Below are 16,259 nucleotides of genomic sequence, written 5' to 3'. Positions count from 1 at the left end.
GCTGGCTCCGGGCACCTTCGCCATTTTCAGTCTTCAGCCGCTGTGAGTCGTCGGCCGGTGGTCACGCCGACGGGTTCAGCTCGAACCAGACCACCTTCCCCGTGCTCAGCCGCGTGGCGCCCCAGCGCCGCGCCAGCTTGTTGACCAGGTAGAGCCCGCGTCCGCCCTCGTCCGTGGCGCGCGCCTGCCGCAGCCTCGGCAGCTGCGGCACGTCGTCGCCGACCTCGCAGCGCAGCACGTCGGTGCGCAGGAGGCGCAGCGTGATCGGGCGCGTGGCGTACCGCACGGCGTTGGTCACGACCTCGCTGACAAGGAGTTCGACCGCGTCGTTCAGTTCGGTCAGGCCCCACCGCTCAAGGGCGCTGCGGGCCAGGCGGCGGGCGCGCGACGGCGTGGCGTCCTCTGGTTCCAGGAACCAGTACGCCACGTCGCTCGGCGCGATGCCGTCGAAGCGGGCGGCGAGCAGCGCGATGTCGTCGTCCCGGTCGCCGGGGCCGAGCATGTCGAGCACCTCGTCGCAGAGGGCCTCCAGGGGCGGCGGGTGGTCGGGCCCGGTCAGCTGGGCGGTCGCGGCGAGCCGCTCGCGCAGCTGCTCTATCCCCGTCCACACGTCGCGCAGGCGGGACTCCACGAGCCCGTCCGTGTAGAGCAGCAGCGTCGCGCCCGCCGGGGCGTCCAGCTCCACGGCCTCGAAGTCCACGCCGCCCACGCCGATGGGCGCGCCCGGGGGCACGCGCAGGACCTCCGCGCGCCCGCCGAGGTGAAGGAGGACAGGCGGCGGATGGCCCGCGTTGGCGATCGTGATGCGGTGCGACACCGGGTCGTACACCGCGTACAGGCAGGTGGCCATGCGGTCCGAGCCGAGGCGCTGCGCCTGTTCGTCGAGGTGGTGCAGGACCTCCTGCGGCGGCAGGTCGAGCCCGGCGAGGGTCTGCGCGGTCGTCCGCAGCTGCCCCATGATCGCCGCCGATGTCATCGAGTGCCCCATCACGTCGCCCACGACCAGGGCGACCCGGCTGCCCGGCAGCGGGATCGCGTCGTACCAGTCGCCGCCGACGCGGGCGGTCTCGGCGGCCGGGAGGTAGCGCGAGGCGAGCCGCACGCCGGTGGCGCGCGGCAGGGTCTCGGGCAGCATCGTGCGCTGCAACTCGTCCGCGATGTACGCCTCGCGGCCGTACAGGACGGCCTTGTCGATGCCGAGCGCGCTGTGCGTGGCGAGCTGCGCGGCGACCAGGAGGTCATCCGCCTCGAAGGGGGGCCGGTCCGGGCGGCGCAGGAAGACGGCCGCGCCGATGACCCGGCGCCGCCCCCGCAGCGGCGCCAGGATCGCCCGCTGGCCGCCGGGGACCGTCCGGCCCTCGCCGAGCAGCTCCGGCAGCGCGCCGAGCGCGACGGCGGAGTCCGCGAAGACGGGCCGCACGCCGCGCAGGACGTGGTCGAGCGCGCTGTTGACGTGCACCTCGCACAGCTCCGCGGCCGTCGACAGGTCGGACTGCACCTGGAGCGCGGGCAGCGTGCCGCCGTCGGTGTCGTGGGACTCCGGGATGCGGTCGGTGCGGCGAAGGCGCAGCAGCAGCGCCCCGACGGGGCGCTCGTCGCCCACCGGCAGCGGGTCGCGCAGATAGACGAGGATCGCGTCCGCGAACGTGGGCACCGTGGCCCGGCACAGGCCCATCACGATCTCGTCGAGGTCGATGCCCCGGGCGATGCGCCGCGTCGCCGCGCCCACGAACCGCAGCCGGTCGCCGTCGCGCCGCATCGCCGCAGGACCCGGCGGCCGCGGCCGTCCCGCGCGCCGCTCGGCGCCGTCCGGCGGTCCGGGGAGCGCCGTGGGCGGCTCGGCGCCGGGCCTGGACTCCTCGGGGCCGGGGCGGGCGGGGCCGGGGACGCCCTCGGGGACGGGGCGCGGGCGGTGGCCGCCGGGCCCGTCCGGGACCGCCGTCGAGGACTGGGCGTGTTCGCTGCCCGCGCCCTGCTCACCCGTACGGGCCTGCGCGGGCAGGGCGTTCATCCCCGCGGAGCCGCGCACCTCCGGCTCCGGGGCGCGCAGCAGCGCCCCGCGGGGATCCGCGGGGGCGGGTGGCCGGGCAGCTGGTGCCTTGCGGCCCTCGTAGGGGCTGAGGTGCTCCGTCACGCGTTATGAATCCGTCCGTCCGGGGCTGCGCGCCGCGCGCGCCGTCCAAGCGTTGCTCAGCCGCGTCGGCAGTGCAGGAATAACTGGTGCTCAGGTGGTACGTCGGCGCTCGCCGGGGCGTACGCGTACGACTCCTCGTGGGCGATGTCGAAACCGGCTTCCCGCACGATCTGCCGCAGTTCGTCCCGCAGGTAACCGGATACCCGGATCGCGTGTCCCAGGAACGGGATCGCCGCGTCGTCCAGGTCGGCCTCGACCATCGAAAGGGCGAGCAGGCCACCAGGTCTGAGCAGTGACCGCAGCAGCCGAAGAGCAGACGGTATCTCCTCACGGGGCAGCATCAACAGCGAGAAGAAACAGGCAATTCCGTCGAACTGCCCCACAGCGCCCGGGCCTTCGCCGCCGATCCGCAGGTCCGCGAGGTCGACGCGGCGGAATTCGGCCGCGGGTGACGGCACGTTCTTGCGCGCCAGGTCCAGCATTCCGGCTGACAGGTCGACGCCGAGGACGGTGTGCCCCGCGCCGGTGAGCTGCTCCGCCGTCGGCAGGCCCGTGCCGCAGCCCACGTCCAAGACGCGCGACCCCGGCGGCAGTTCGGCGGCGAGCCGGTCACCGGCCGCGAGCTGGCCCTGTTTGTGCGGGAACGCGACGTCGTACGCCGCGCCGATGGCGTCGAAGGCCTCGGCCTGGCCGGTGCGGTCGCGGCCGCCACGCGCTCCGTATTCCTCGCTCACGTTCAGCCGCTCCTCGATGACATCCTGTCAGGCCGCGCGGGGGCACCAAGAGTTACCGCTGTGCGCCCTTGCGGAGGACGATCCTACGTTTGAAGTACGGGGGCGCATCAAGGGTCTCATGAGGAGACATGCGCGGGCGTGCGGTCCCAGTCACCCGGGAGGGCGGGAATCCGCCAGCTCGGGTCCGGCCGCCAGTTCTCCCAGCCGTCCGTGAACGGACCGCCCCACGCCTCGATCGCGGCCACGGCGTCGCGGCCCGCCCGCCGCACCGCCGTCACCTGCTCCTCGTCGAGCAGCCCCGCGCGCCGGGCCTGTGCGAACTCGTCCTCGTCGTGCCAGCGCCAGCTGCCGTCCGGGCGCACGGAGATGTCGAGAAAGTGGTCCTCGGAGTCGATGCCGCCCGCCCAGCGGGTACGGGGCTCCTCCAGGTTCACGTACCAGTTCTTGAAGAGCCAGCCCGGCTCCCAGAACAGCCACACCGACCACGGCTCGCGCGGCCGGGCCAGCTTCAGCACGCCGGTGCCGAACCAGTGGTCGCGGCGGGTGGTGCGGGGCTTGGTGTACCGGGTGGCGAGCGGCTCCTCGTGCACCGGGGTGCCGTCCGCGAGGACCGGTTTGACGCACTCCGTGCCCGGGGCCAGCCAGACCGCGAGCAGGTCCGCGGTGTCCTCCACGACGGTGACGGGGCGACAGATGTGGACGTTCTCGCCGCCGTTCTCGCGGTAGCGCCACAGGATGGGGGTGCCGGGGGTCCAGCGGGGGGCCGCGTGTCGTTCCGTCGTTCGGTGGAGGTGGTCTGTCATGAACAGATATTAGGGCGCGCGTGGTGTTCCCTGCCGGGAGCTCCCCAATCCCGCCCCTTTCCCGAAACCATGGGGCTCCGCCCCCTGGACCCCCGAAAAGCAATCGGCCTTCGGCCTCGTCCTCAAACGCCGGACGGGCTAAAACCATCCGGCTCGGGCCGCGAAGATCCAGCCCGTCCGGCGTTTGAGGACGAGGCGCGAAGCGCCAATGTCTGTGAGCGGGGGAACGGGGGCAGCCGCACCCGGATCGGGAAGGGGCGGGCCTGGGGCGCCCCGCGAGGGCTACGGGCGGGTCATGCGGAGGACGTCCAAGGCCGCGTCCAGCTGCTCCAGGGTCAGAGCGCCCCGCTCCACGTACCCGGCGTCAAGGACCACGTCCCGAATCGTCCGCCGCTCCGCCAGCGCCCGCTTCGCGACCTTCGCCGCCTCCTCGTACCCGATGTACTTGTTCAGCGGAGTGACGACGGACGGCGAGGACTCCGCGTACTCCCGCGCCCGCTCCCGATGGGCGACGACCCCGTCGACCGTGCGGTCGGCGAGCAGCCGCGACGCGTTCGCGAGGAGCCGCACCGACTCCAGGACGTTCTTCGCGATGACCGGCAGCATCACGTTGAGCTCGAAGTTGCCCGCGGCCCCGGCGGTCGCGACCGTCAGGTCGTTGCCTGTGACCTGGGCGGCCACCATCAGGACGGCCTCGGGAATGACCGGGTTGACCTTGCCGGGCATGATCGAGGAGCCGGGCTGCAGATCGGGGAGGCTGATCTCGGCGAGCCCGGTGCGCGGCCCGGACGCCATCCAGCGCAGATCGTTGGCGATCTTCGTGAGGCCGACGGCGACGGTCCGCAGCTGCCCGCTGGTCTCGACGATGCCGTCCCGCGCGCCCTGCGCCTCGAAGTGGTCGCGGGCCTCGGTGAGCGGAAGCCCGGTCGCCCGCGCCACCTCGGCGATGACGGCGGCGGAGAAGCCGGGCGGGGTGTTGATGCCGGTGCCCACGGCGGTGCCGCCGAGGGGGAGTTCGGCGAGGCGCGGCAGGGAGGCCCGAAGGCGCTCGACGCCGTAGCGCACCTGTGCGGCGTACCCGCCGAATTCCTGCCCAAGAGTGACGGGCGTCGCGTCCATCAGGTGCGTACGCCCGGACTTGACGACGTCGGCGAATTCCTCGGCCTTGCGCTCAAGGGAGGCGGCCAGGTGCTCCAGGGCCGGGATCAGATCGCCCGTCACGGCCGCCGTGGCCGCGATGTGGATGGAGGAGGGGAACACGTCGTTCGACGACTGCGAGGCGTTGACGTGGTCGTTCGGGTGGACGTCACGGCCCAGGCGCTCGGTCGCGAGGGTGGCGATGACCTCGTTGGTGTTCATGTTCGACGAGGTGCCGGAGCCGGTCTGGAAGACGTCGACGGGGAAGTGGTCGTCCCAGCGCCCCTCGGCGACCTCGCGGGCCGCGCCCGCGATGGCGTCCGCGACGTCCTGGTCCAGGACCCCGAGCTCCGCGTTGACCTTCGCCGCGGCGGCCTTGATCTCGGCGAGCGCGGCGATGTGGGCGCTCTCCAGGCGCTGCCCGGAGATGGGGAAGTTCTCCACGGCGCGCTGCGTCTGGGCCCGCCACTTGGCGCCCGCGGGCACCCGCACCTCGCCCATGGAGTCGTGCTCGATCCGGTACTCGCCGCCGTCGACGCCGCCGTTCATGTTCCGCCCGTCCTTCCGTTCTGCCCGTTCCGTGCCGCCCGTGGCGGCCCCGGGGCCGCCCGCAACTGCCTCAAAAAGGTGAGCACTTGTCTTGTTCAAAGTATTCCCAAGGCCCTTACCCACCAGTAAAAACCCTGGGTAACACCAAACCGGGGAGGCGCAATGAAGCGCGTGACACGCGTCGGACGCTACGGCGCGGGCCGGCTGCGAGGGACGGCCGCGGCGGCCGCGGCCCTCACGGCCCTGATCGGCGGCGCCGTGGCGGCCGGTCCCGCCCAGGCCGCGCCGGACGGGCCCGGCGGCCCGGAGGGACCGCGGACGACGGCGGCCGTGCCGCTGTCGCCGGAGCTGGAGAAGGTCCGCGCGGCGGAGGCGGCGAAGCTGTACGGCGACCCGGCCGAGCGTCCGCTCGACGCCCGCAAGACCGGCCTCATCTCGCTCGGCGACAGCGAGATCAGCGGCGAGGGCATCGGCCGCTACGAGCCGGGCACCGACGGCCCGGACAACTGGTGCCACCGCTCGCCGGACGCCGCGATCCACCGCACGGGCATCCCCGTGGACGTCACGTACAACGTCGCCTGCTCCGGCGCGACGACCGCGAACGTCCGCATCGGCGGGCAGAAGCAGTACGCCGACGAGCTGGTCCAGAGCGACAACCTCGCCATCAAGGCCCGCAACACCAGGATCAAGGCGATCATGCTGGTCATCGGCGCCAACGACGACCTGCAGTTCGCGCCCGTCATGACCGACTGCGTCACCCGCTACCTCACGCTCCAGGGCCCGTGCGCCCCGAAGTACAAGGACGGCTGGCAGGCCCGCGTGGACGCGCTCGTGCCCAAGGTCGAGCAGACCGTCCGCGACCTGCGCACCGTCATGAGCCAGGCCGGGTACGCCGGAAGCGACTACAAGCTGGTCGTCATGGGCTACCCGAGCCCGATCGGCCCCGACTTCCGCGACAACCCGGACTTCCCCGGCAAGCTCGCCTGCGGCGGCCTGGGCTACGACTCCGACACCGAGTGGGGCCGCAACGAGGCCGTGCCCGCCTTCGAGCGCGGCATCCGCAAGGCGGCGCGGAACACCGGGGCGCACTACCTCGACAACTCCCGCCTCTTCCACGGCCACGAGGTCTGCACGGAGAACACCTGGGCGCGGGGCCTGTACGTCGAGCTGTCCAACCCCTTCCCGCCGGACTCCAACTCGGTGCGCCAGTCCTTCCACCCCAACGCCCGCGGCCACGGCGCCTTCGCCTCCTGCCTGACCCAGCTGTACACCTCGGGCTGGGAGGAGGGCGGCTGCGCCGACCCCGCGAGCACGGGCAGCGCCAAGCTGTACAAGGGCGGCTGGGACGACGCGTACAAGCCGCTGAAGAACGCGGCCACCGGCACCTGTGTCGACGCCGACGCCTCCAGCAGCCGCAACGGCACCAAGGTCCAGGGCTGGGACTGCACCGGCAACCGCAACCAGACCTGGTGGTACGACACCGAACGGCAGTCCCTGCACACAGGGCTGACCCAGGACCGCTGCGTGGACGTGCCCGAGGCCGCCTACAAGGAGGGCACGGCCGTCACCCTGTGGAACTGCCACGGCGGCGCCAACCAGAAGTTCGTCCAAGAGGCGGACACCCTGCGCCCCACGGCGGCAAAGGACCTCTGCCTGACCCTCGCGGCCCCCAAGGACCCCCTACGCCTCCAGAAGTGCACAGGCGCGACAAACCAGCAGTTCCGTATCTAGCCCGTCCGGCGTTTGAGGACGAGGCGCGAAGCGCCAACAAGGGGGGAAAGGGGGCGAAGCCCCCAGACGGGACGGGTAGGGGCGGCGGGGGCGAAAATCCCCCGCCGCCCCTACCCACGGCCGCTAGCCCAGCCCGGGCCCCCGCACCGGAATGGACGTGAACGTCGGCGCCGGCGCCGGATCCTGGAAGAAGTCATTCCCCTTGTCGTCGACGACGACGAACGCCGGGAAGTCCTCCACCTCGATCTTCCAGACCGCCTCCATGCCGAGCTCCTCGTACTCGACGACCTCGACCTTCTTGATGCAGTCCTGCGCGAGCCGCGCCGCGGGCCCGCCGATCGACCCCAGGTAGAACCCGCCGTGCGCGTCGCACGCGGCGGTGACCTGCTGCGAGCGGTTGCCCTTGGCCAGCATCACCTTGGAGCCGCCCGCCGCCTGGAACTGCTCGACGTAGGAATCCATGCGCCCGGCGGTCGTCGGCCCGAAGGAGCCGGAGGCGTAGCCCTCGGGGGTCTTCGCGGGACCGGCGTAGTACACCGGGTGGTCCTTCAGGTACTGCGGCATCTCCTCGCCCGCGTCGAGCCGCTCCTTGATCTTGGCGTGCGCGATGTCGCGGGCCACGACCAGCGGTCCCGTCAGCGACAGACGGGTCTTCACCGGGTACTTGGTGAGCTCGGCGAGGATGTCGTCCATCGGCCGGTTGAGGTCGATGCGGACGACGTCCTCGTCCTGCGCCTCGAGGTGTTCGTCGGTCGTCTCCGGCAGGAACCGCGCCGGGTCCGTCTCCAGCCGCTCCAGGAAGACGCCCTCGGCGGTGATCTTCGCGACGGCCTGCCGGTCCGCCGAGCAGGACACGGCGATGGCGACCGGGCAGGAGGCGCCGTGCCGGGGCAGCCGCACCACGCGCACGTCGTGGCAGAAGTACTTGCCGCCGAACTGGGCGCCGATGCCGATCCTCTGCGTCAGCTCGAAGACCTTCTCCTCCAGGTCCTGGTCGCGGAAGCCGTGCCCGAGCGGGGAGCCCTCGGCGGGGATCTCGTCCAGGTAGTGCGCGGAGGCGTACTTCGCGGTCTTCAGCGCGTACTCGGCGGACGTGCCGCCGACGACGATCGCCAGGTGGTACGGCGGGCACGCGGCCGTGCCGAGCGAACGGATCTTCTCCTCCAGGAACTTCATCATGGAGGCCTCGTTCAGGACCGCCTTCGTCTCCTGGTAGAGGAAGGACTTGTTGGCGGAGCCGCCGCCCTTCGCCATGAACAGGAACTTGTACGCGCCGCCGTCGGTCGCGTACAGCTCGATCTGGGCGGGCAGGTTCGACCCGGTGTTCTTCTCCTCCCACATGGTGAGCGGAGCCATCTGCGAGTAGCGCAGGTTCAGGTTCTGGTACGCGTCGTAGATGCCGCGCGAGAGGGCCGCCTCGTCGCCCCCGGCCGTCAGCACGTTCTGGCCGCGCTTGCCCATCACGATCGCCGTGCCGGTGTCCTGGCACATGGGGAGCACGCCCGCCGCCGCGATGTTCGCGTTCTTCAGCAGGTCAAGGGCGACGAACTTGTCGTTCGACGACGCCTCGGGGTCGTCGACGATCTTCCGCAGCTGCGCCAGGTGGGCCGGGCGCAGATAGTGCTGGATGTCGTGGATCGCCTCCTCGGCCAGCTTGCGCAGCGCCTCCGGCTCGACCTTGAGGAACGTGCGCCCGTCGGCCTCGAAGGTGGAGACGCCCTCGGCGGTCACCAGCCGGTACGGCGTGGTGTCCTCTCCCAGCGGGAGCAGATCGGAGTACGCAAACTCTGGCATGACGCCCAATTCCTCACTCGGCAGACTGCGGCGCGGCCTCCGTTGGCAGCGACCAGACCAGCGTAGAACGCGGGAAACCCGTGGCTCTTGTGAGGTAAGGCTCAGTTGGCGTCGGCCGCCCGACGTCCGGCGTCGGGCGCCACGGCGCACGCCCCGCGCCCTGGGACGCACCCCTCGCCAGGGCTAGTCGCGATCTATCGCGTTTCGGTACTGTGCTGCGGGTGGACCTAGAGAAGCGTTCCCAGACACCTTCCGCCAAGGAGCCCGTGGGGCTCCGGGCCTCGGACGCCGACCGAGACCGCGTGGCCGACATCCTCGCCGAGGCGCTCGCCGAGGGCCGCCTCGACGCGGAGGAGCACGGCGAGCGGATCGACGGGGTCTACGGCGCCAAGACGCTCGCCGAGCTCGAGCCCCTCGTGGCGGACCTGCCCGCCTCCGAGGCGAAGCCCCGGCCCTTCGAGGCGGCGCCGTCGCGCCCGTCGCCCGGCGCGATCCCCGAGTCCCCCGACGAGACGCTGCTCGCCGTGTTCGGCGACGCCCGGCGCACGGGCAACTGGCGCCCGGGCCGCCGCACGCACGCGTTCGCCTTCTTCAGCGACGTGGTCATCGACCTCAGCGAGGCGGTCTTCGAGCACCGGCAGGTCCTCATCAAGGGCTTCGCCGTCTTCGGCGACATCAGGGTCCGGGTGCCGGAGAACGTCTCGCTGCGCGGCCGCGGCACCAGCGTCTTCGGCACCGTCGAAGTGGACACCCTCGACTCCGGCGACCGGGATGCCCCGGTGGTCTTCGTGGAGGGCTTCGCGGTCTTCGGGGACATCAAGGCCCGCCCCAAGCAAGGGAAGTTCGTGCGTGACCTGCGCCGATTCCTGGGCAAGCGAAAGCCGGGCTGACCCGGCCGCGGAGTGCCCGGACGCGGCGCGGCGCGAAGGCGGCGACGGCTTTCGGCCAGGCGCGGCGGCTACGAGGAATCGGAACTTCCGCGCATGGGGACTCAGTGCATAGGCCCGCACACAGCGGGTAGAGCTTCGTGCATCGTCTCTCGCTCGCGAAGCCGTCGTCAGGAGTAGACCGTGCTGCAACCGACGCATCAGTCCCTGCAGGTCGCCGCTGTCCCGGCCGATGGGGCCTCCCCTGCACGCGCGCAGCCCAGTGCGTGGGGAAGGGTGCCAGTGCGCGAGCGGGACCAGGACAACCCATGGCATTCGGACGCCGTCTGCCGCCGGGACGAGGCCGGATTGTTCTTCGCCCCGTCCAAGGAGCCGACCGCCGCCCGCCTCTCCCGCGAGGAGGCCGCGAAGCGGGTGTGCGCCCGCTGTCCGGTCATGATCGAGTGCCGCGAGCACGCCCTGCTCCAGCCCGAGCCGTACGGCGTCTGGGGCGGTCTGACCGCCGCCGAGCGCCGCGTGGTCCTCGCCCGGCGCCGCCGCCGCGACCTGGACCTGAAGAAGGCGGCCCGCGCGGCCACGGGCACGGTCGCGGCCGCGGGCTAGACGCCGCGCCGGCGACTCGGGGTGCCGCGCCGGAGCTCTCGGACCGGCCCCGGCCGCCGCCCGGCGCGGGACGTCAGGCACGTACGGCGACGGGGGCGCTCCCCGCACGGAGCGCCCCCGTCGCCGTACGCGGCCCCGCTCGCCTACTTGGCGCGGTCGAAGTCGATGGCGCTGTACGCGCGCAGCTTCGAGAGCCGGTGATCGGAGTCGATCTTCCGGATGGTGCCGGACTTGGAGCGCATCACCAAGGAGGACGTCGAGGCCATCTCGGCGCCGTAGCGCACGCCGCGGAGCAGCTCGCCGTCGGTGATGCCGGTCGCGACGAAGAACACGTTCTCGCCGCTGACCAGGTCGTTCGTGGTGAGCGTGCGGTCCAGGTCATGGCCCGCGTCGAGCGCGCGCTGCTTCTCCTCGTCGTCCTTGGGCCAGAGCTTGCCCTGGATGACGCCGCCGAGGCACTTGATGGCGCAGGCGCTGATGATGCCCTCCGGCGTGCCGCCGACGCCCATCAGCAGGTCCACGCCGGTGCCCTCGCGCACGGCCATGACCGAGCCGGCCACGTCGCCGTCGGAGATGAACTTGATGCGCGCGCCGGTCTCGCGGATCTCCTTGACGATGCCCTCGTGCCGGGGCCGGTCCAGGATCATGACCGTGACGTCCTCGGGCGCGGACTTCTTGGCCTTGGCGACCCGGCGGATGTTCACCGACACCGGGGCGTTGATATCCACGTAGTCGGCGGCCTCGGGGCCCGTGACCAGCTTGTCCATGTAGAACACGGCCGACGGGTCGAACATGGTGCCGCGGTCGGCGGCGGCGAGGACGGCGATCGCGTTCGGCATGCCCTTGGCGGTCAGCGTGGTGCCGTCGATCGGGTCGACGGCGATGTCGACCTCGGCGCCGGTGCCGTCGCCGATGCGCTCGCCGTTGAAGAGCATCGGCGCCTCGTCCTTCTCGCCCTCGCCGATGACGACCACGCCGTTCATCGAGACGGTGTGGACGAGGGTCCGCATGGCGCGGACGGCGGCGCCGTCGGCTCCGTTCTTGTCGCCGCGGCCGACCCAGCGGCCCGCGGCCATGGCGGCGGCCTCGGTGACCCGGACCAGCTCCAGGGCGAGGTTGCGGTCGGGGGCCTCCGGGGAGACCTCCAACTCGGACGGGAGGGAGTGATGCTCGGTCATCGAGGCGCACCTTTCTGATACGACGACGGCCGGATGAGGTGATGCCTTTACGACGACGGCCGGATGAGGGTGATGCCTTTGACTCTATCCGCAGGTCGACAGGATGAGCAGAGGGCCCCACGTTTGAGCGGGCGCCCGACGGGCGAGGGGTCCTGCCGGGCCCTCGCGGGGGACCTGCGACGATGGGGGGCGTGGCAGGCAGAACTGGCAAGCAGACCGTGCGGAACATGCTGCTCTCGATGGCCGTCATCGGCCTGGTCGTGGCAGCCATCTATGTCTTCATCCCGCACGACGAATCCAAGGAACCCGTCAAGCGGGTGGACTACCGCGTCGAGCTCCTGACGGCCCGGCGGGCCGCGGCGTATCCGGTGGCGGCGCCCAAGGGGCTGCCCTCGTCGTGGAAGCCGACCTCGGTGCGGTACAACGGCGCGGCGCACGACAGCTGGCACCTGGGCTTCCTCGACCCGTCCGGCGAGTACGTGGCGATCAAGCAGTCCACGGGCAAGCGGTCGGAGTTCATCGACGAGGTCACGCAGAAGGCCGCGAAGACGGACGCCACGCAGAAGATCGCGGGCAAGACGTGGCAGCGCTACAAGGGCACGCGCTACGACGCCCTCGTCCTGGAGGACAAGGGCGCGACCACGGTCGTGCTCGGGACGGCGTCGTTCGACCAGCTGACGGCGATGGCGGAGTCCCTGGAGATGAAGCGCACGCCGGTGGAGCCCGTGGGGAAGAGCTGACCCGCGCGCGTTCCCGTGTCATGCCAGAGGCCCCCGGCGGCGTGCCGGGGGCCTCTGCCGTGCGTGGCGGGGGCGCCGCGCCTCAGACCGTGCCTCAGACGGTCGTGATGACCTCGTCGTACGCGAGGCGCGGGGAGCGCGGGAACCAGGCGTCGTCGCCCGGCTTGCCGATGTTGACGACCATCAGCGGGGTGTGGTCGTCGTCCAGGAACTCCTTCTGCACACCGGCGAAGTCGAGCCCGGTCATCGGGCCCGCGGCCAGGCCCGCGGCGCGGATGCCGACGATGAAGTAGGCGGCCTGCAGGGCGCCGTTCAGGCCCGCGGCGCCCTCGCGCACCGCGCGGTCCGAGAAGAACGCGTCCTTCACGCCCGGGGCGTGCGGGAACAGCTGCGGCAGCTCCTCGTGGAACTCGTTGTCCGCGGAGAGGATCGCGACCAGCGGGGCCGTCAGGGTCTTGGGGCGGTTGCCCTCGGCCATGTGCTGCACCAGGCGCTCACGGGCGTCCTGCGAGCGCACCAGGGTGACGCGCAGGGGCGACTGGTTGAAGGCGGTGGGGCCGTACTTGACCAGGTCGTAGATGGCCTGGATCTGCTCGTCGGTGACGGGCTCGTCGGTGAAGGTGTTCGCGGTGCGGGCCTCACGGAAGAGCAGGTCCTGGGCGGCGGGGTCAAGAACGAGGGACATCTCTTTCAACCTTCTCGATACGTACGTCAGGGGCGGGGACGTGAGTGTGGTCCGGGACGCCGCCGTGGGGGCGGGGCCCCGGGGGCCAACGAGGACGACAGTATGCGAGCGAGGTTCAACTTTCAACTAAAGTGGGGGCTGGAGTGACCGAGGTAACACGCGGGGTGAGGGGGTGGGCCCCGGGGAGGGGGCGGGCCTCGGGGTGAGGGGGCGGGCCCTTCCCGGCACGCCCGGGCCGGGAGCTTCGCCCACGGGCGGGGCCAGCGCCGAGGTCAGTCCTCCGCGGCCAGCGCGGCGTCGAGGCGGGCCCGGGCGCCCTCCAGCCAGCGCCTGCACACCCCGGCCAGCTCCTCGCCCCGCTCCCACAGCGCCAGGGACTCCTCCAGCGTCGTACCGCCCGCCTCCAGGCGGCGCACCACCTCGATGAGCTCGTCCCGCGCCTGCTCGTAACCGAGCGCGTCCGCGGCGGCGGGCCGCTCCTCGGCGTCCTTGGCATCCGTGTTGCTGGTCATGCGCCCACCCTAAATGTCGACTCGTACGGAGAATTCGCCCTCGGCGACCCGCGCGCGCAGCTCCTCGCCGCCCGTCACCTCGTCCGCCGCGCGGACCACGGAGCCGCCCTGCTTCTGCAGGACCGCGTACCCCCGCTGGAGGGTCGCCGCGGGGGAGAGGGCCACCACGCGCGCGTGGGTGTGCGTCAGCTCCGACTCGGCGCGGTCCAGGAGGTGGCCGAGCGTGCGGCGCGCGCGGTCGACGTACGCCGTGACGTGCTCCTCGCGCTCCTCGACCATGCGGTGCGGGTGCTCCATCGCGGGCCGGGCGAGGGCGTGCGCCAGGCCGCGCTCCTCGCGCTCCAGGAACGCCGTCACGGCGCGCCGCGCCCGCTCCCGCAGGAACGCCACCCGCTCGGACTCCTCGCCGACGTCCGGCACGACCTTCTTCGCGGCGTCCGTCGGCGTGGAGGCGCGCAGGTCCGCCACGTGGTCGAGCAGCGGGTTGTCCGGCTCGTGGCCGATCGCGGACACCACCGGCGTACGGCACGCCGCGACGGCGCGCACCAGCTGCTCGTCGGAGAACGGAAGGAGGTCCTCCACGCTGCCGCCGCCGCGCGCCACGATGATCACGTCGACGTCGGCGCGCGCGTCGAGCTCCTTGACCGCCTGCACCACCTGGGGCACCGCGTGCACCCCCTGCACCGCGACGTTGCGCACCTCGAAGCGGACGGCGGGCCAGCGGTGGCGCGCGTTCTCAAGGACATCGCGCTCGGCGGCCGAGGCGCGGCCGCAGACCAGGCCGATGAGCTGCGGCAGGAACGGAAGCGGCCGCTTGCGGTCGGCGGCGAACAGGCCCTCACCGGCCAGCGCCTTCTTCAGCTGCTCCAGGCGGGCAAGGAGTTCACCGACGCCGACCGGCCTTATCTCGGCCGCCCGCAGGGACAGCTGGCCCCGCGGCGCGTACCACTCCGGCTTCGCGTGGACGACGACCCGGGCGCCCTCCGAGACGACGTCCGCCACCGCGTCGAACACCTGGCGGTAGCACGTCACACTCACCGAGATGTCGTGGGACGGGTCGCGCAGGGTCATGAAGACCACGCCGGCGCCCGGACGGCGGGACAGCTGCGTGATCTGCCCCTCGACCCACACCGCGCCGAGACGGTCGATCCAGCCCCCGATGAGGCGGGACACCTCGCCCACCGGGAGGGGGGTTTCTGCGGACGTGTTGAGACCCATGCCGCCGAGACTAGCCCCAGCCTCTGACAGCGCCGCCGCTCCGCGACGGAGCCTGTCGCCTCGCGGTCACCGGGGGACCTCGTCCCTCCGTACCCCCTGCACCACCAGCACTCCCAGCCCCACCGCCAGCCAGATCGCGCCCACCACCTGGGCCGTGCCGGAGGCCTCGGTGATGACCGCGACCACGATCGCGGTGCCCAGGACGGGGACGAGGACGTGGCGCCACCAGCTGACGGGGCCGCCCTGGCGGCGCACCGCGAACCAGCCCACCACGCTCGCGTGCAGCAGGGCGAAGGCGGTGAGGGCGCCGATGTCGACCACCGACACCAGGTGGTCCATGCCGTCGTCGCGGCGGGCCGCCCACACCGCCGCCACCAGGGTCACCGTCGCCGCGCACAGGAGGGCGACACGAGGCGTGCCGGACTCCGTGCGGGACAGGACGCGCGGCAGACGACGGCCGCGCGCCATCGCGAAGAGCAGCCGTCCGGCGGCCGCCTGCCCGGCAAGGGCCGCGAACGCCGCCCCGATCGCCTTGCTCACGGCCACCAGGTCGTGCAGCCAGCCGCCGACGGAGGTGTCCACGGCGGAGTAGAACGCCGATCCCTGGTCACCGGGGTTCGCGGCCAGGTCGGCGGAGGACACCGGCGTGAGCAGCGCCACCAGGTAGGTCTGCGCCACGAACAGCACGCCCGTGAGGGCCAGGCAGAAGAGCACCGCCTTCGCCACCTTCGCCGACCCGCCGGTGACCTCCTCCGCGAACGAGGCGATGGCGTCGAACCCCAGGTAGGAAAGGACGGCCACGGACACCGCGCCCACCACCGCCGACAGCGCGAACGCGCCCTGCGTACCGTCGCCCGTCAGCGGCGAGAGCCAGCCCCGCTCCGCGCCGTCCCGCGCGAGGACCACGATCGCGGATACCACGAACACCACCAGGACCACGATCTCCATGGCGAGCACCGCGAAGCCGATCCGCGCGGCGGGCCGTACGCCCCACAGGTTCAGGGCGGTCGTGACGACCACCGCGATCGCCGTCCACACCCACCGGGACACCTCCGGCACCAGCTCGTGCATCGCGATCCCGGAGAAGAGATAGGCGACGGCCGGGATCAGCAGGTAGTCCAGCATCGCCATCCAGCCCGCGACGAAGCCCGCGCCGTTTCCGAGCCCCACGCGCGCGTACGCGAAGACCGAACCGGCCTGCGGGACGACCTTCACCATCTGGGCGTAGCTGAAAGCGGTGAACGCCATCGCGACCGTCGCCACGACGTACACCAGTGCCACCGCGCCGTGGGACTTCGCGTCGAGCGTCCCGAAGACGCCGACCGGCGCCATCGGGGCGATGAAGAGCAGCCCGTAGACGACGAGGTCACGGAAGCCGAGGCTGCGCCGCAGCCCCCGGCCCTCGTCGGCTGCGGCGGAACCCTCACCTCCGTCGGGCGGCTGGGGCGCGTTCGTGGTGTGGGCGGACATCGGGCCTCCGGGTTGCCTCCGCTGGTCGCACAGTGGCTCCAGTCTCCCCACAGAGGCGATCTTTGACCTCTCGTACGCGGCCTT

Annotated in this window: 14 protein-coding genes; 4 read left to right on the top strand and 10 right to left on the bottom strand. The window is 72.1% G+C overall.

All coding sequences use genetic code 11. The features are described from left to right. Positions 1–61: 61 nt before the first annotated feature. The 4 genes from AC07A4_RS01705 to AC07A4_RS01690 all read right to left on the bottom strand — a co-directional run bounded on the left by AC07A4_RS01705 (position 62) and on the right by AC07A4_RS01690 (position 5,357). Complete coding sequence (locus AC07A4_RS01705; protein ID WP_478591498.1) at positions 62–2,134, bottom strand: SpoIIE family protein phosphatase; 2,073 nt, start codon at positions 2,132–2,134, stop codon at positions 62–64. A gap of 56 nt (positions 2,135–2,190) precedes the next feature. After that, positions 2,191–2,868: a class I SAM-dependent methyltransferase gene (locus tag AC07A4_RS01700; protein WP_478591496.1), complete on the bottom strand. Its 678-nt coding sequence runs from the start codon at positions 2,866–2,868 to the stop codon at positions 2,191–2,193. A gap of 116 nt (positions 2,869–2,984) precedes the next feature. Beyond that, on the bottom strand, positions 2,985–3,671 hold the full coding sequence (gene fomD, locus AC07A4_RS01695) for a cytidylyl-2-hydroxypropylphosphonate hydrolase (protein ID WP_478591493.1): 687 nt from the start codon (positions 3,669–3,671) through the stop codon (positions 2,985–2,987). Between the two features lie 282 nt (positions 3,672–3,953). Next, the gene (locus AC07A4_RS01690) at positions 3,954–5,357 is read right to left on the bottom strand and encodes a class II fumarate hydratase (RefSeq protein ID WP_478591491.1); all 1,404 of its coding nucleotides are present in this window, start codon (positions 5,355–5,357) and stop codon (positions 3,954–3,956) included. 162 nt (positions 5,358–5,519) lie between these two features. On the opposite strand from AC07A4_RS01690, the gene AC07A4_RS01685 reads away from it, so the two are divergent. Continuing rightward, positions 5,520–7,088 (top strand): ricin-type beta-trefoil lectin domain protein, encoded by a 1,569-nt coding sequence (locus AC07A4_RS01685; RefSeq protein WP_478591488.1) that lies wholly within the window; start codon positions 5,520–5,522, stop codon positions 7,086–7,088. A gap of 123 nt (positions 7,089–7,211) precedes the next feature. On the opposite strand, the gene AC07A4_RS01680 is transcribed toward AC07A4_RS01685, so the two are convergent. After that, entirely contained in the window at positions 7,212–8,882 is a 1,671-nt protein-coding gene (locus AC07A4_RS01680; RefSeq protein WP_478591485.1) for a fumarate hydratase, read from the bottom strand. Between the two features lie 221 nt (positions 8,883–9,103). Here AC07A4_RS01680 and AC07A4_RS01675 point away from each other — a divergent pair, with 221 nt between their 5' ends. Together AC07A4_RS01675 and AC07A4_RS01670 are read left to right on the top strand one after the other, a co-directional pair. Then, the gene (locus AC07A4_RS01675; RefSeq protein WP_478591483.1) at positions 9,104–9,772 is read left to right on the top strand and encodes a DUF1707 SHOCT-like domain-containing protein; all 669 of its coding nucleotides are present in this window, start codon (positions 9,104–9,106) and stop codon (positions 9,770–9,772) included. 180 nt (positions 9,773–9,952) lie between these two features. Then, positions 9,953–10,372, top strand: coding sequence for a WhiB family transcriptional regulator (locus AC07A4_RS01670; RefSeq protein ID WP_478591481.1), 420 nt, complete (start codon positions 9,953–9,955; stop codon positions 10,370–10,372). 143 nt (positions 10,373–10,515) lie between these two features. Here AC07A4_RS01670 and glpX read toward each other — a convergent pair whose 3' ends face one another. Then, positions 10,516–11,550, bottom strand: a complete 1,035-nt coding sequence (glpX, locus tag AC07A4_RS01665) for a class II fructose-bisphosphatase (protein WP_478591479.1) — start codon at positions 11,548–11,550, stop codon at positions 10,516–10,518. A gap of 191 nt (positions 11,551–11,741) precedes the next feature. Here glpX and AC07A4_RS01660 point away from each other — a divergent pair, with 191 nt between their 5' ends. After that, a complete protein-coding gene (locus AC07A4_RS01660) occupies positions 11,742–12,290 on the top strand; it encodes a DUF4245 domain-containing protein (RefSeq protein ID WP_478591476.1) in 549 nt (182 codons plus the stop codon). A 94-nt stretch (positions 12,291–12,384) separates the two neighbouring features. Here the strand turns inward: AC07A4_RS01660 and AC07A4_RS01655 are convergent, their stop codons facing one another. The 4 genes from AC07A4_RS01655 to AC07A4_RS01640 all read right to left on the bottom strand — a co-directional run bounded on the left by AC07A4_RS01655 (position 12,385) and on the right by AC07A4_RS01640 (position 16,175). Further along, a complete protein-coding gene (locus AC07A4_RS01655; RefSeq protein ID WP_478591473.1) occupies positions 12,385–12,975 on the bottom strand; it encodes a malonic semialdehyde reductase in 591 nt (196 codons plus the stop codon). A 272-nt stretch (positions 12,976–13,247) separates the two neighbouring features. Then, the gene (locus AC07A4_RS01650; RefSeq protein ID WP_478591470.1) at positions 13,248–13,487 is read right to left on the bottom strand and encodes an exodeoxyribonuclease VII small subunit; all 240 of its coding nucleotides are present in this window, start codon (positions 13,485–13,487) and stop codon (positions 13,248–13,250) included. Between the two features lie 9 nt (positions 13,488–13,496). After that, a complete protein-coding gene (xseA, locus tag AC07A4_RS01645) occupies positions 13,497–14,705 on the bottom strand; it encodes an exodeoxyribonuclease VII large subunit (RefSeq protein WP_478591468.1) in 1,209 nt (402 codons plus the stop codon). 66 nt (positions 14,706–14,771) lie between these two features. Next, positions 14,772–16,175, bottom strand: a complete 1,404-nt coding sequence (locus tag AC07A4_RS01640) for an APC family permease (RefSeq protein ID WP_478591466.1) — start codon at positions 16,173–16,175, stop codon at positions 14,772–14,774. Positions 16,176–16,259 lie beyond the last annotated feature (84 nt).

The sequence above is a fragment of the Streptomyces sp. NPDC043996 genome, assembly GCF_056435225.1.
This window is presented reverse-complemented; position numbering and strand designations above follow the sequence as displayed.

Bases quoted from the DNA above. Each gene is read 5' to 3' on its own strand.
- fomD (WP_478591493.1), bottom strand. From the start codon at position 3,671: ATGACAGACCACCTCCACCGAACGACGGAACGACACGCGGCCCCCCGC.
- AC07A4_RS01690 (WP_478591491.1), bottom strand. From the start codon at position 5,357: ATGAACGGCGGCGTCGACGGCGGCGAGTACCGGATCGAGCACGACTCC.
- AC07A4_RS01685 (WP_478591488.1), top strand. From the start codon at position 5,520: ATGAAGCGCGTGACACGCGTCGGACGCTACGGCGCGGGCCGGCTGCGA.
- AC07A4_RS01680 (WP_478591485.1), bottom strand. From the start codon at position 8,882: ATGCCAGAGTTTGCGTACTCCGATCTGCTCCCGCTGGGAGAGGACACC.
- glpX (WP_478591479.1), bottom strand. From the start codon at position 11,550: ATGACCGAGCATCACTCCCTCCCGTCCGAGTTGGAGGTCTCCCCGGAG.
- AC07A4_RS01655 (WP_478591473.1), bottom strand. From the start codon at position 12,975: ATGTCCCTCGTTCTTGACCCCGCCGCCCAGGACCTGCTCTTCCGTGAG.
- AC07A4_RS01650 (WP_478591470.1), bottom strand. From the start codon at position 13,487: ATGACCAGCAACACGGATGCCAAGGACGCCGAGGAGCGGCCCGCCGCC.
- xseA (WP_478591468.1), bottom strand. From the start codon at position 14,705: ATGGGTCTCAACACGTCCGCAGAAACCCCCCTCCCGGTGGGCGAGGTG.
- AC07A4_RS01640 (WP_478591466.1), bottom strand. From the start codon at position 16,175: ATGTCCGCCCACACCACGAACGCGCCCCAGCCGCCCGACGGAGGTGAG.